Source organism: Pelotomaculum isophthalicicum JI (assembly GCF_029478095.1).
Lineage (GTDB): Bacteria > Bacillota > Desulfotomaculia > Desulfotomaculales > Pelotomaculaceae > Pelotomaculum_D > Pelotomaculum_D isophthalicicum.
Window position 1 is genome coordinate 54,510 of the sequence record NZ_JAKOAV010000003.1, and the last position, 13,653, is coordinate 68,162.

The following is a 13,653-nucleotide window of genomic DNA, read 5'->3' on the forward strand; positions in this document are numbered from 1 at the left end:
AAGTCTAAGTCATATTACTTGTCAATGCAACAGGCGAATTGGCCAGCTTATTAAATATATGGTTTATTACAGCGGTTTCAATATTGGTAAAGCCGTTGCTTAAAAAGCTGTAATTCCCCCCGTTGGTTACGAATATCACCCCGCAATTATTGACGGGATCAAAATACATGTCACTAACTAAGCCATAGGCCTCACCTGCATGTCCAACAAGTGTTCGTCCCGCCAACTGATCGGTAATGTGAAAAATTAATCCCATTTGCCGGTAAAAACCGCCTAAACCATTGCCGGACCACTGCATCTGCTGCATTAAATCTACCGTACCCTTGTTTAATATGCGCGCATCGTTATATACTCCGCCATTCATATGGGCAATCATAAATTTCGCCAGATCTGTCACGCTAGCCCGTACTCCGCCGGCGGGGCCAATATAATAATTGCCCAGGGGCAATCCGTATTCTCTCTTTTGAGGTTTTTCACCCGCCTGAAAGTCGTCATAAACAGGGACAATGTCATCGCCGCTCAGACGATATAGAACGGCAATATCATCAACATTGGTTATATCAGCCGCGTCATATGCGGCATCCATCCCCAACGGCTTGAATATATGGTCAATAGTATATTGTTCAAAACCTTCCCCGGAAATTTTTTCTACCAGACAGGCGATAATTCCAGCGCAAAAATTTGAGTAGTTGAAGTTGGTACCCGGCCTGTAATTACCCCATGTCAAATCGCTGTATGCAGAACCGCTGCGCTCTAAAAGATCTTTTAAGAGCGGCGGATTTGTCGAATTTATAGCCTTGTTGTAACCTCCCTGACTGCTTCCGTCCAAAATACTGGAAGTATGTGTGAGCAACATTCTAAAGGTTATTTTATCATCAGGATAATTAGGGTTTCTGACTTCAAATCCCAAATAATTACTTATATCATCATCAAGTCCGAACTTACCCTGTTCCCAAAGTTGCATTAACGCAGTGGCGGTAATAGTCTTGGAAATAGAAGCTAACCTATAAATCGTATCGGGAGTGGCCTGCTTATTTTCTTCTAGATCCGACCACCCATAACCATTTGACCAGATAACCTGTCCGTCTTTAACAAATGCCGCTGAAACCCCGATAATATCATATTTATTCATTTCCGCTAAAATAGCGCTATCTAGTTCATTATTTAAATTATTATAAGAAATATTCTGCCCTGAAATAGCATTAGAGGATAATTCCAATGCATTTGCCAATAGTAAGTGTATATTAGTTAAATAAACAACGGAATATATAATGAATAACGCAATACATATTGTTCTTATTTTCAATAACTTGCTATGAAATTGTATTCCATTGTGATATATCTTCATGGCTTATTACTCCCCCCATTTTCTAATGCCATTATAACTTTTATATGTGAACATTTTTTGAACAAATAAGTAATATTGTTCGAATATTATCAAATAATAAAAGCATGAATTAATATTCACGCTTTTTCAGGTAAGTACATATATTTTAAATACTGTGCAACCAAAGGCAATAAATCAATTGTTTGGCATAAGAAATTTAATATAGACAAACGGCCTTTTAAATTTAATTAAAAATATAAGGTGTGTAGTAGTTATGGATAAAGTTGTTAGGATTGATGGAAATGAATTAAAATTGACCAGTCTTGACAAGGTGATGTTAGCGGAAGGGCTGACAAAAGCCCATTTGATAGACTATTACTGCCGTATTGCAACGAATATTTTACCCCATCTTTATAACAGGCCGATTGTTATGAAACGTTATCCGGATGGTATTGAAGGAGAGGCGTTTTATCAAAAAGAATGTCCGGACTTTGCTCCCCAGTGGATAATGAGGTATCCAGTGAAGCATTCTAGCAAAATGGTAAATTACGTTGTATGTAATAACATGCAAACATTACTGTGGTTGGCTAATCTTGGTTGTGTTGAGATGCATGCCTGGCTGGCACGGTTAGAAAACCTGGAAAGTCCCGATCTGGCTGTCATGGATTTGGATCCGGCTGAAGGGGCAACTTTCCGCGACACAATGGAGGTAGCCTTATTGGTCCGTGGCGCTCTGGAGCAATTCAATCTGACTTGTTTCCCGAAAACATCCGGGGCCAGCGGGCTGCACATATTCATCCCGATTAAACCGGTTTACCCGTGGCAAGCTGTTACAGCCGCCATGAAATTCGTGGCGGAAACTGTGGCGGGAGTATATCCGGATAAAGCGACTGTCGAGAGAAAAATCGAAAAGAGAGCGGGTAAAGTGTATCTGGATTATTTGCAAAACGGCAGGGGTAAGACGATGGCCTTTCAATACAGCCTGCGGCCTTTACCCGGCGCTCCTGTTTCAACTCCGTTGGACTGGAGCGAGGTGGAAAAAGGAGATATACACCCACAGGATTTTAACGTGAAGACAATCTTTACCCGTGTTGAAACACAAGGGGATATCTACAGAGGGGTACTCAGCCGGAGACAATTATTGGATGAATTGTTGAAAATGGTTTGAAAATAGCTAACCTGTCTGTTGCAGAATTCCCCTGTATATTTATTTTTTTTACAGGACAGATTATTTAAAAAAGGAAATGTGGGGGACCATTATGCCCGAAAACCATCCTATTGAAGGTTTGATGAAAACGGCTATGGAAAGCATCAGGGAAATGGTGGATGTGAATACAGTTGTCGGCGACCCCGTTGAGGCGCCGGATGGAACAGTGATCATTCCTGTTTCACGTGTCGCTTGCGGTTTTGTGGCGGGAGGCGGCAATTTTGAAGCCAGCCGGGATTCTAAACAAAATGAAGGTGATGCGCAAGAGCCTGCTTTTGGGGGCGGTAGCGGTGCGGGGGTTTCAGTAAAGCCGATTGGTTTTTTGGTAGTCGGCAACGGGCAGGTGAGAATGCTCCCGGTGGACGGAAATTTGTTGGCTGATCGTTTAATCGACATGGCGCCGCATTTACTTTCACAAATCCAGTCAATATTTGGCTGTGGTGAGTCACAAGTGGGAGCCAAAGTGAACGTTGCCGCCCAACCGGCTTCATCTATATCTACCCAGCCATTGCAGTAAAACTGAAAATATCTATATTGCATAAGGAAATATATTTAGATCTGCGGATTATATTTACAAAAGGGGATGCTTCCTGGCATCCTTTTTAATTACGGCGATAAAAATAAATTTTTCAAGAAAGCAGGAAGATGTTGCCTTAATCCCGAAAAGAAGGGGCGAAAGTTATGATTAGGGGAGAAAACTTTTGGAAGAAAGAATATACTGGTTGGGGTGGCAGTACCTTTTGCCTGGTTCGGGTAAGCGTATTTGGTCGCTTGTTGAGTATTTTGGCTCAGTGAAGGCGGCCTGGGAAGCTGATGCTAAAGATTTGTCGGGAGCGCCGGGTGCGGGCGCTGAATGGTCGGCGGGTCTGTCGCGGCGCAAGGCCGGGCTTGATCTTGACAGTCTGGTCGCTAAATTGGAGTCTTTAGGTATTACTTTTATATGTCATAATGAATCTGGCTATCCTGAGAAGCTGCGTTCAATTTTTGACCCTCCCCCCGTTATTTTTATGCGGGGTTGCCTGAAATCCGCGGATAACCTTGCCGTGGCGGTGGTGGGGGCGCGAAAACCTTCACCCTATGGTCAGTTGGTGGCGGAAAAGCTGGCAAAGGACTTGGCCGCTGTGGGGATAACTGTTGTAAGCGGCATGGCCAGGGGAATTGATACCTTTGCGCATAAAGGAGCCTTGGCGGGTTGTGGTAGAACTATTGCTGTCCTTGGTTGCGGACCGGATGTTGTTTATCCCAGGGAAAACAAAAAAATAATGGAGCGGATAATGGATAATGGAGCTGTAGTTAGCGAGTTTCCTCCCGGGGCGTTGCCTGAAGCGTGGCATTTCCCCGCCCGTAACCGCATCATTAGCGGTTTGTCCCTAGGGACTGTTGTAGTGGAGGCTGGTGAAAGAAGCGGCGCTTTGATTACGGCGGATTTTGCCCTGGAGCAAGGTCGCGATGTAATGGCGGTGCCAGGTAATGTGGTCAATCCATTGAGCCGGGGGCCACACCGCCTGATCAAGCAAGGGGCCAGACTGGTTGAAGGAGCCGGTGATATCCTTGATGAACTTGGTATGGATAAACTTTTTCCGTTGCCGGATTCCATAGAAGAAGGCGCGGTAAAAATGAGCAAGGAGGAGGAAACGCTTTACCGTTTGCTTTCTTTGGAGCCGGTATCCCTGGATGAATTGATAAGACAATCCGGGCTTGTACCCCAAAAAGCCATAGCGGCTTTAATGTATCTGGAAATAAAGGGTTTAACCAGGCAGCATCCAGGTAAATCTTATACCCGGACGGGCCGGAATATGGTATAAAAAAATGGTTGGACAGATTAATTTTAAAAAGTATGCTATAATAGATGGCAATAAAAGCCAGGCGATATATAAAATGAGGTGTGTCGTTTGTCAAAAACTTTAGTAATTGTTGAGTCCCCCGCAAAAGCAAAAACAATAAGCAAATTTTTGGGTAAGAAATACATGGTTAAGGCTTCTATGGGGCATGTGCGGGATCTGCCCAAAAGCCAGTTTGGGGTAGACGTATCAAATGGATTTAACCCAAAGTATATAACTATACGCGGCAAAGGCAATACTATTAAGGATTTGCGGGCAGCTGAGAAAAAAGCGGACCAGGTGTTGATTGCCTCCGACCCTGACCGGGAAGGTGAGGCTATTGCCTGGCATCTCCAGAATATCCTCGAAATACCAGACGACGAACCTTGCCGTATTGAATTTAACGAGATAACCAAGCAAGCCATACAGAGTGCTGTGACGCATCCCAGGGTGGTTGACGCCGACCTGGTGAATGCGCAGCAAGCCCGCCGTATTCTTGACAGACTGGTAGGTTATAATTTGAGTCCGCTATTATGGCGAAAAGTCAAAAAAGGTCTTAGCGCAGGCCGGGTTCAATCAGTAGCCGTTAGATTGATATGTGACCGCGAAGAGGAAATAGAATCTTTTGAACCCGAAGAATACTGGACTCTCACGGGTAGTTTTATTAAAACAGGAAGCGCTCCTTTTGAAGGGAAGCTGTATAAATATTTAGGTAAAAAAATTGATATCGATAGCGCGGAGAAGATGCGGGAAGTGTTGGATAGCCTTAAAGGCACGCATTATACCGTGACTAAAGTAACCCGTAAGGAAAAAAACCGCAAGCCCGCGCCGCCTTTTATCACAAGTACTCTTCAGCAAGAGGCATACCGAAAGCTGAATTTTACTTCAAGAAAAACTATGATGATTGCCCAGCAGCTTTACGAGGGGCTTGATCTTGGAAAGGAAGGAACTTCCGGACTGGTGACTTATATTCGCACTGACTCCACCAGAGTGTCGGAAACAGCCCGCAGTGAAGCGCAGGATTATTTGCGCAAAAGGCTTGGGGCGCACTATGTGGGTAAGAATACGCCGAGGCCGGCGGGAAAAGGCAAGATTCAGGATGCCCATGAAGCTATTCGTCCAACGTCGGTTAACAGGGAGCCGGACTTAATAAAAAGTTTCCTGACTAATGATCAGTATAAGCTCTATAAGTTGATCTGGTCCCGTTTTTTAGCCAGCCAGATGAGTCAGGCTGTTTTTGACACAACCAGTGTGGATATAAGCGCTGGTGATTATATGTTCCGGGCTACTGGCTCAGTAATTAAATTTCCGGGATTTATGCAAGTTTATACCGAAAGCAGGGATGACGGTGAGAAAGATGAGGAGAAACTGCTTCCGGAGTTGAGCGAAGGAGAAAGCGTGGAAGCGCGCTCACTAACGCCAAAACAACATTACACCCAGCCGCCGCCTCGTTATACAGACGCGACATTGGTTAAAACTTTAGAAGAAAAAGGAATAGGCAGGCCGAGTACATATGCGCCTATTGTTGAAACAGTTATAAAGCGAGGCTATGTAGTTAGGGAGAATAAACAACTCTACCCGACAGAATTGGGCACAACAGTAGTTGATTTATTAAAGAAACATTTTTTAAACATTATTGACATTGAATTCACCGCGGGTATGGAAGAGGAGCTGGACAGAATTGAAGAGGGTACGGTGAACTGGGTTCAGGTTCTCGACAAGTTTTATACACCGTTTAATCAAACCTTGCTAAAAGCGGATAAAGAGATTGGACGTGTTCAGGTTGCCGATGAAGTCACAGATGAAATCTGTGAACAATGCGGACGCAATATGGTGATCAAAATGGGCCGTTACGGCAAGTTTTTAGCATGTCCGGGTTTTCCGGAATGCCGCAACACAAGACCGCTCTTAGAACCAACCGGTGTCGGTTGCCCGCGTTGTGAGGGGGAACTTGTAGCCAGACGCTCTAAAAAAGGGAGAAAGTTTTACGGTTGCAGCCGCTACCCCGAGTGTGATTTTACAATCTGGGATCAGCCTGCGAAAGTTAAGTGTCCGGTTTGTGGGGGCTTGATGATTGAAAAGAAAGGAGCGGGGAAAAAAATAACCCTGCGCTGCATAAACGAAAAATGCAGCAATAAGGATGTCGCAAATAGTAAAGTGAAGAGCAGAATAAAGAAAAATTCGGAAAATAAAGTTGAAAATATATCATTGCAATAAGATATAATTATTTTTGCCCCAGTTGTTCTAAAAAAAGGGAGAAAATAATGGCTGAACAGGTAGTAACCGTTGTCGGAGCGGGTTTGGCCGGCGCCGAGGCAGCCTGGCAATTAGCGAACCGGGGGATAAGAGTCAGGCTGTACGAAATGAGGCCGGCGAGACAAACACCTGTCCATCGCACGGGTGATTTTGCGGAACTGGTTTGCAGCAACTCCTTGCGCGCGGCTGCTCTGGTAAACGCGGTTGGCCTTTTGAAAGAAGAGATGCGCTTGCTTGGCTCTCTCATTATGGAATGCGCCGGAGAAACAAGAGTGCCGGCCGGTGGCGCCCTTGCCGTTGACCGCAATACTTTCGCCGGGCGGGTTACTGAGAAGTTATCCGCGCACCCGATGGTGGACATTTACCGTGAAGAGATAATGCAGGTACCTAAGGATGGGGTGGTTGTCCTGTCCACCGGGCCGCTTACAGCGGAAGCCATGGCGGGGAGCATCAGAGAGTTTACCGGAGAAGAATGTTTCTATTTTTATGATGCTGTCGCTCCAATTGTAACGTATGAATCTTTGAATATGGAGAAGATATTTCGTTCCAGCCGTTATGGAAAGGGAGAGGCGGCCTACCTAAACTGTCCGATGAACAAGGAAGAGTATGAGATCTTTTGGGACGCCTTGGTGCATGCCGGGCAAGCGCCGCGGCATGAATTTGAGAAAGAGAATTATTTTGAAGGATGTATGCCGGTAGAGATTCTGGCGGCGCGCGGTAACGAGACTCTTTTATACGGTCCGCTCAAACCGGTTGGTTTGACCGACCCGCGAACAGGCAGGAGACCTTATGCCGTTGTACAGCTAAGACAGGATAATACTGAAGGAACCTTGTTCAATCTGGTGGGTTTCCAGACATCCCTTAAGTGGAACGAGCAGAGCCGGGTTTTCCGGCTTATTCCCGGACTGGAAAACGCGGAGTTTGCCAGGTTCGGAGTTATGCACAGGAACACATTTATTAACGCTCCGGTATTGTTGTTGCCTACTTTTCAATCTAAAAAACGCCTGTCTCTTTTCTTCGCCGGCCAGATAACCGGTGTGGAAGGGTATGTCGAGTCGGCGGCATCCGGTTTGATGGCGGGTATTAATGCGGCGTTGCTTGTTAGCGGCAGGGAACCGGTTGTTTTCCCCCGCGCGAGCGCGCACGGATCATTGGCATATTATATAACCAACGCTGATCCGTCCCATTTCCAGCCGATGAATATCACTTTTGGTCTTTTCCCCCGGCAAGATGTTAAAATTAAAGATAAAAAAGAACGGTACAAGATGATTGCCGAAAAAGCGCTGGAATCTATCGCGAAATTCAAAGAATCCGTTGTTTGAGAAGGAATTGCCGTGTACAGCTATATAGATAATTTTTTAATTTACCTAAAGATAGAAAAAAACGCTTCTCCGAAAACAATTGATAATTACCAGAAAGATTTGTTTCAAGGTTTGGAGTTTATTTCTCGTCAGGTAAATAAAGAAGATTTCGCTATCCATCCGGCGGATCTGGACCACCGGATTTTTCGCGGCTTTTTGGCTTTCTCGCAAAGAAAGGGCCTCTCGCGGGCTACCATAGCCAGACGGCTGGCGGCGTGGCGGTCGTTTTACCGCTACTTGAAGAGAGAGGAAATTGTAGACGAAAACCCTGTGGCAAAGTTGTCTAACCCGCGGTTGGATAAGCGCTTGCCTCGTTTTTTGTATGAAAACGAGGCAAAACTGCTGGTGGAAGCGCCTGATTTGGGAAATCCCCTGGGGATGCGTGACCGGGCGCTCCTGGAAACTTTGTATGCTGGAGGGTTGCGGATTAACGAACTGGTATCACTCGATCAGGGTGATCTCGATCTTGGCGCGGGGTACGTCCGGGTGATGGGTAAGAGAGCGCGTGAGAGACTGGTGCCGTTGGGCTCTCAAGCGGTAAACGCTTTGATGCGTTACTTAAAGGATGCCCGTCTTAAATTATTGATTAACGCTTCCGGGAAGAGGACGAAAGGTGCGGCTCAAATTAACATTGAAAAAAACATGTCTGCGGGTAAAATGCCGCTCTTATCTTTAAATAATGCTGTTTTTCTTAACCGGTGGGGTGAAAGGTTATCAGAGCGGGGAATTCGTAAAATAATTGACAAATACGTAAATAAAGTCTGTATTGATAGGAAAATAAGCCCGCACACGCTCCGCCATTCTTTCGCCACTCATTTGTTGAACGCCGGGGCGGATCTTCGTTCGGTTCAGGAAATGCTTGGCCATATCAGCCTATCCAGTACACAGATATATACACATGTTACCGGTGAAAGGTTAAAGCAGGTTTATAGAAAGGCTCATCCGAGGGCGGAGGAGTGAAACAAGGTTTGGTTACCCTGCTATATGAAAATATATAGAATTACATAAAATTATATAAAGTTCTGAAGGGGGTATGATAATGTTTCACGCTACGACAATAGTTGCGATAAAAAAAGAAGGGAAAGTGGCTGTTGCCGGTGACGGACAAGTTACTTTCGGCCAGAATACGGTTATGAAAAAAAGCGCCAAGAAAATAAGGCGGCTTTATAAAGATAAAGTTGTGGCTGGATTCGCCGGATCTGTCGCGGATGCCTTTACTTTATTTGAAAAGTTTGAGGGGAGGCTGGAGGAATACCACGGCAACTTGCAGCGGGCAGCTGTTGAGTTGGCGAAGGAATGGCGTACTGATAAAATTTTGCGCCGTCTGGAAGCGCTTTTGATCGTAGCCAGCAAGGATGACTTGTTGATCATATCCGGGGGGGGCGAGATAATCGAACCTGATGACGGCGTAGCGGCCATCGGTTCCGGTGGGCCTTACGCGTTGGCTGCGGCGCGCGCTCTAATCAGGCATACTCAGATGGGCGCCGGTGAAGTTGCCAGAGAAGCACTGTCTATAGCCGCTGATATTTGTGTGTATACCAATGACAATATCATTGTTGAAGAAGTATAATGTCTCAGGAGTCAGGAGTCAGGAGTCAGGAGTCAGGAGTCAGGAGTCAGGAGTCAGGAGTCAGGAGTCAGGAGTCAGAATGAGAGAACAGTATCTTTCCGAGATGTTCTGAATACTGACTGCTGAATTCTGAGTACTTGAATATGGGAGGTTAAATAATGGAAGAGCTAACGCCGCGTCGCATTGTTGAGGAACTTGATAAATACATCGTCGGCCAGGGAAAGGCTAAAAAAGCTGTAGCCGTGGCCTTGCGTAACCGCTACCGGCGTAAAAAGTTACCTGAAGATTTTAGAGACGAAGTGATCCCAAAAAATATCTTAATGATTGGTCCGACCGGTGTCGGTAAGACCGAAATCGCCCGCCGCCTGGCCAAGCTGGTAAAGGCTCCTTTTGTCAAAGTGGAAGCGACGAAGTTTACAGAGGTGGGTTATGTCGGCAGGGATGTCGAAAGTATGATCAGGGACCTTGTGGAAACAGCGATTAGAATGGTCAAACAGGATAAACTGAAGGAAGTAGAGAGTAAAGCCATAGCGATTGCCGAAGAAAAAATTATTGAACTGCTGGCGCCATATCCGGTGCAGGAAACTCCTCCGCGCAATCCGTTGGAAATGCTTTTTGGCGCCGCAAAGCCAAATGAACAGAGCGACAGCAGCCAGGACCAAAGGTTTAAACGGATCGATTTTGAAAGAGATATGTTAAAGGAAAAGCTGGCAAAAGGCCAACTGGAAAATGAGTATCTAGAGATTGAAGTGGAAGATAACAAACCTCCCATGGTCGAAGTGTTTACAGGTTCGGGTATGGAGGAAATGGGAGTTAATATTCAGGATATGCTCGGTGGTTTTTTGCCGAAGAAGAAACACAAACGTAAAGTAACCGTGCAGGATGCAAGAAAGATTCTGGTCCAACAGGAAGCGCAAAAATTGATTGACATGGATGAGGTAACGACACAGTCAATAAAACGGGTGGAAGATGATGGAATTGTTTTCCTGGATGAGATCGACAAGATTGCCGGTAGGGAAGGATATGGGCCAGATGTATCCAGAGGCGGGGTGCAGCGTGACATACTGCCGATTGTTGAAGGTTCCACTGTTGTAACAAAATACGGGCCGGTTAAAACCGACCACATTTTGTTTATTGCCTCGGGAGCTTTTCATATTTCCAAGCCATCGGACTTGATTCCGGAACTTCAGGGGCGTTTCCCGATCCGTGTTGAACTTGAGAGCCTCACTTGCGAGGATTTTCAACAGATTTTGACGGAACCCAGAAACGCGCTAATTAAGCAATATACTGAATTATTGGCTACAGAAGGATTGTCGGTTAAATTTTCAAAAAATTCACTTGAAGAAATCGCAAAAATAGCTTATACTGTTAATGAACAAACAGAGAACATTGGAGCACGCCGCTTGCATACAATCTTGGAAAAACTATTAGAAGATCTGTCTTTTGAAGCGCCTGAACTCAGTGATAAGATTATCGAAATAGATCGCCAACAAGTTGTAGAAAAATTAGAAGATGTGGTTAAAAATGAGGATTTGAGTCGGTATATTTTGTAAGGGGGAAATAACGACAAGGATGCATAACTTGCTCGCCAAAACACGCGCTATCAATAATCTGGTTTTGAAGTCAGTAGGGCATGCCGTAGATTTTAATATTGTGTCAAGTGTTCTCAGTAAACATATTGAGGCAAGTATTTACATACTTGATCAACGTGGCAAAGTACTGGGATACTCTTACCTCGAGGATTGGGTTTGCGACATAATGAGAGAGATTGTTGAAGGCCGCGGTGGGTTCCCTGAAGAGTATAATGAGAATTTAATGAAAATAAATGAGACTACCGCTAACTTCAGCCAGGTGGGCAATGCATGTGTTTTTAGTGAAAAACCGTGCCGCTTTAATAATAAAATCACTACCATGGTGCCAATCGCCGGCCCTGGTTCCCGCCTAGGCACCCTGGTGCTGGCTAGATTCGGCAGCTACTTTACAGATGAGGACCTTATTTTAGGGGAGTACGCTGCAACTGTGGTGGCTTTGGAAATACTCCGGTCACGGGCTAAAAAGATTGAGGAGGACGCCCGTAGTCGCGCGGCCGTGCAAATTGCCTTGGCCACTTTGTCTTATTCCGAATTGGATGCCATCCAGAATATTTTCGAGCAGCTCGGCGGGGATGAAGGATTGCTGGTGGCCAGTAAAATAGCCGACCGGGTAGGCATCACCAGGTCTGTTATAGTGAATGCCTTGCGCAAGTTTGAAAGCGCGGGCGTTATTGAGTCTAAGTCTCTTGGCATGAAAGGCACATATATCCGTGTTCTGAACGATCACCTGCTGGAAGAATTGGAAAAGCTCAGCGCTATGAAAAAATAACGGACTGGAGCTTAATGGGTACTAAAATATTATCACCCCGGCTTGCGCCGGGGTATTATTTATGGTAGAATACGGCTTAGTGTGAATTACACACGTTGCTGGATTCAGGTAAGGGTGCCCGGTTATTTAGGGCCTTACCGGATATGAAGGCAGCGGAGGAACAAAACCATAGCGGGGGGAGGTGTTTATCAGATGGGTGTAATATCTATGAAGCAGCTATTGGAAGCGGGTGTTCACTTCGGGCATCAAACCAGGCGCTGGAATCCTAAAATGGCTCCTTATATTTTTACAGACCGTAATGGTATCTATATCATAGATTTGCAGAAAACGGTTAAAAAGGTCGAGGATGCTTATAATTTTGTCAAACAACTTTCTCTTGAAGGCGATTCCATTCTTTTTGTCGGTACAAAAAAGCAAGCCCAGGAGTCGGTGCGGGAAGAAGCGGAACGATGCGGCATGTTTTATGTAAATCAACGCTGGCTTGGGGGTATGCTCACTAATTTCCAGACGATCAGGCGCAGGATTGACCGCCTGCATGAACTGGAGAATAAGGAAGCTAACGGGACACTGGAAGTTCTCCCCAAGAAAGAAGTAGCCCAATTAATGCATGAGAAGGAAAAATTGCAAAAGTTTTTAGGTGGCATTAAAGATATGCGACGGCTGCCGGGAGCGTTGTTCGTCGTAGATCCCCGCAAGGAGCGTATTGCCGTTGCGGAGGCGCGCAAGCTAGGTATCCCTATTGTTGCCATTGTGGATACCAACTGCGACCCTGATGAAGTGGATTATATCATACCGGGAAACGATGATGCAATCAGGGCGGTTCGCCTCTTAACCGGTAAAATGGCTGAGGCTGTTCTCGAAGGCAAGCAGGGAGAACAACTAGCGGAATAAAGTCTAACTAGGCGGGGGATGTCTTTTACAGGAAACCCCTGCCTTATTTTGTAAATAAGAAAAATTGAACATGAACCGATTCTTGGTAATCTTATGAACAGCTGCGGCATGTTCGTTCTTTGATTGTTCCGGAGTAAACTTGGATATAATATTATAGAAATGTAAAAGAAGTAAATAAAGGGGGATCTTGACTATGTCTGCTATATCAGCCAATTTGGTGAAAGAACTTCGGGAGCGTACCGGTGCTGGAATGATGGACTGCAAAAAAGCCCTCACTGAAACGAACGGTGACATTGAAAAAGCCGCCGATTATCTGAGGGAAAAAGGGTTGGCGGCTGCCGCGAAGAAAGCCGGCCGTATTGCCGCGGAGGGTTTGGTTGAATCTTACATACATGGAGCCGGAAGAATTGGCGTCTTGGTTGAAGTGAATTGTGAAACCGATTTTGTAGCCAAGACTGATGAATTTAGAAATTTTGTCAGGGAGATAGCGATGCAAGTTGCCGCCGCTAAACCTGAATACGTTAATAAAGATGATGTACCGGCGGATGTGCTGGAAAAAGAGCGTTCAATACTTCGCGCCCAGGCTTTGAATGAAGGCAAACCGGAAAAAATAGTTGACAAGATGGTGACTGGGCGTATAGAAAAGTATTATAAAGAAGTATGTCTGATGGAGCAACCTTTTATTAAGGATCCGGATGTTACTATTAAAAAATTATTAACAGAAAAAATTGCAAAAATTGGTGAGAATATTAGCATCAGACGTTTTACCCGCTATGAACTGGGCGAGGGACTTCAGAAAAGACAAAATGATCTCGCCGCTGAAGTGGAAGCGGCTACTCGAAATGCCGGTAAATAGTGTA

General features: G+C 45.4%; 12 protein-coding genes. 11 read left to right on the forward strand and 1 reads right to left on the reverse strand.

The genetic code is table 11. The annotated features are described in order from the left end of the window. Positions 1–4 precede the first annotated feature (4 nt). A complete protein-coding gene (locus L7E55_RS02620) occupies positions 5–1,348 on the reverse strand; it encodes a serine hydrolase domain-containing protein (protein ID WP_277442451.1) in 1,344 nt (447 codons plus the stop codon). A 253-nt stretch (positions 1,349–1,601) separates the two neighbouring features. On the opposite strand from L7E55_RS02620, the gene ligD reads away from it, so the two are divergent. From ligD to tsf, 11 genes are all read left to right on the forward strand, one after another. Next, positions 1,602–2,495: a non-homologous end-joining DNA ligase gene (gene ligD, locus L7E55_RS02625; protein ID WP_277442452.1), complete on the forward strand. Its 894-nt coding sequence runs from the start codon at positions 1,602–1,604 to the stop codon at positions 2,493–2,495. Positions 2,496–2,586: 91 nt separating this feature from the next. Continuing rightward, positions 2,587–3,051 (forward strand): GerW family sporulation protein, encoded by a 465-nt coding sequence (gene ytfJ / locus L7E55_RS02630; RefSeq protein WP_277442453.1) that lies wholly within the window; start codon positions 2,587–2,589, stop codon positions 3,049–3,051. Between the two features lie 184 nt (positions 3,052–3,235). Then, positions 3,236–4,339 carry a DNA-processing protein DprA gene (gene dprA, locus L7E55_RS02635; RefSeq protein WP_277442454.1) on the forward strand — a complete coding sequence of 368 codons (1,104 nt, stop codon included), beginning with the start codon at positions 3,236–3,238 and terminating at the stop codon, positions 4,337–4,339. 87 nt (positions 4,340–4,426) lie between these two features. After that, entirely contained in the window at positions 4,427–6,571 is a 2,145-nt protein-coding gene (gene topA / locus L7E55_RS02640) for a type I DNA topoisomerase (protein WP_277442455.1), read from the forward strand. A gap of 47 nt (positions 6,572–6,618) precedes the next feature. Continuing rightward, positions 6,619–7,932: a methylenetetrahydrofolate--tRNA-(uracil(54)-C(5))-methyltransferase (FADH(2)-oxidizing) TrmFO gene (trmFO, locus tag L7E55_RS02645; protein ID WP_277442456.1), complete on the forward strand. Its 1,314-nt coding sequence runs from the start codon at positions 6,619–6,621 to the stop codon at positions 7,930–7,932. Between the two features lie 12 nt (positions 7,933–7,944). Beyond that, positions 7,945–8,931 carry a tyrosine recombinase XerC gene (locus tag L7E55_RS02650; protein WP_277442457.1) on the forward strand — a complete coding sequence of 329 codons (987 nt, stop codon included), beginning with the start codon at positions 7,945–7,947 and terminating at the stop codon, positions 8,929–8,931. Between the two features lie 79 nt (positions 8,932–9,010). Beyond that, the gene (gene hslV, locus L7E55_RS02655; protein ID WP_277442458.1) at positions 9,011–9,541 is read left to right on the forward strand and encodes an ATP-dependent protease subunit HslV; all 531 of its coding nucleotides are present in this window, start codon (positions 9,011–9,013) and stop codon (positions 9,539–9,541) included. Positions 9,542–9,699: 158 nt separating this feature from the next. After that, a complete protein-coding gene (gene hslU, locus L7E55_RS02660; protein ID WP_277442459.1) occupies positions 9,700–11,094 on the forward strand; it encodes an ATP-dependent protease ATPase subunit HslU in 1,395 nt (464 codons plus the stop codon). A gap of 19 nt (positions 11,095–11,113) precedes the next feature. Continuing rightward, the gene (gene codY / locus L7E55_RS02665; RefSeq protein WP_277442460.1) at positions 11,114–11,902 is read left to right on the forward strand and encodes a GTP-sensing pleiotropic transcriptional regulator CodY; all 789 of its coding nucleotides are present in this window, start codon (positions 11,114–11,116) and stop codon (positions 11,900–11,902) included. A 192-nt stretch (positions 11,903–12,094) separates the two neighbouring features. After that, positions 12,095–12,793, forward strand: coding sequence for a 30S ribosomal protein S2 (rpsB, locus tag L7E55_RS02670; protein ID WP_277442461.1), 699 nt, complete (start codon positions 12,095–12,097; stop codon positions 12,791–12,793). A 193-nt stretch (positions 12,794–12,986) separates the two neighbouring features. Continuing rightward, positions 12,987–13,649: a translation elongation factor Ts gene (tsf, locus tag L7E55_RS02675; RefSeq protein WP_277442463.1), complete on the forward strand. Its 663-nt coding sequence runs from the start codon at positions 12,987–12,989 to the stop codon at positions 13,647–13,649. Positions 13,650–13,653: the final 4 nt, after the last annotated feature.

Coding starts and splice junctions, on each gene's coding strand:
- L7E55_RS02620 (WP_277442451.1), bottom strand. CDS start 1,348: ATGAAGATATATCACAATGGAATACAATTTCATAGCAAGTTATTGAAA.
- tsf (WP_277442463.1), top strand. CDS start 12,987: ATGTCTGCTATATCAGCCAATTTGGTGAAAGAACTTCGGGAGCGTACC.
- hslV (WP_277442458.1), top strand. CDS start 9,011: ATGTTTCACGCTACGACAATAGTTGCGATAAAAAAAGAAGGGAAAGTG.
- ligD (WP_277442452.1), top strand. CDS start 1,602: ATGGATAAAGTTGTTAGGATTGATGGAAATGAATTAAAATTGACCAGT.
- hslU (WP_277442459.1), top strand. CDS start 9,700: ATGGAAGAGCTAACGCCGCGTCGCATTGTTGAGGAACTTGATAAATAC.
- codY (WP_277442460.1), top strand. CDS start 11,114: ATGCATAACTTGCTCGCCAAAACACGCGCTATCAATAATCTGGTTTTG.
- ytfJ (WP_277442453.1), top strand. CDS start 2,587: ATGCCCGAAAACCATCCTATTGAAGGTTTGATGAAAACGGCTATGGAA.
- trmFO (WP_277442456.1), top strand. CDS start 6,619: ATGGCTGAACAGGTAGTAACCGTTGTCGGAGCGGGTTTGGCCGGCGCC.
- rpsB (WP_277442461.1), top strand. CDS start 12,095: ATGGGTGTAATATCTATGAAGCAGCTATTGGAAGCGGGTGTTCACTTC.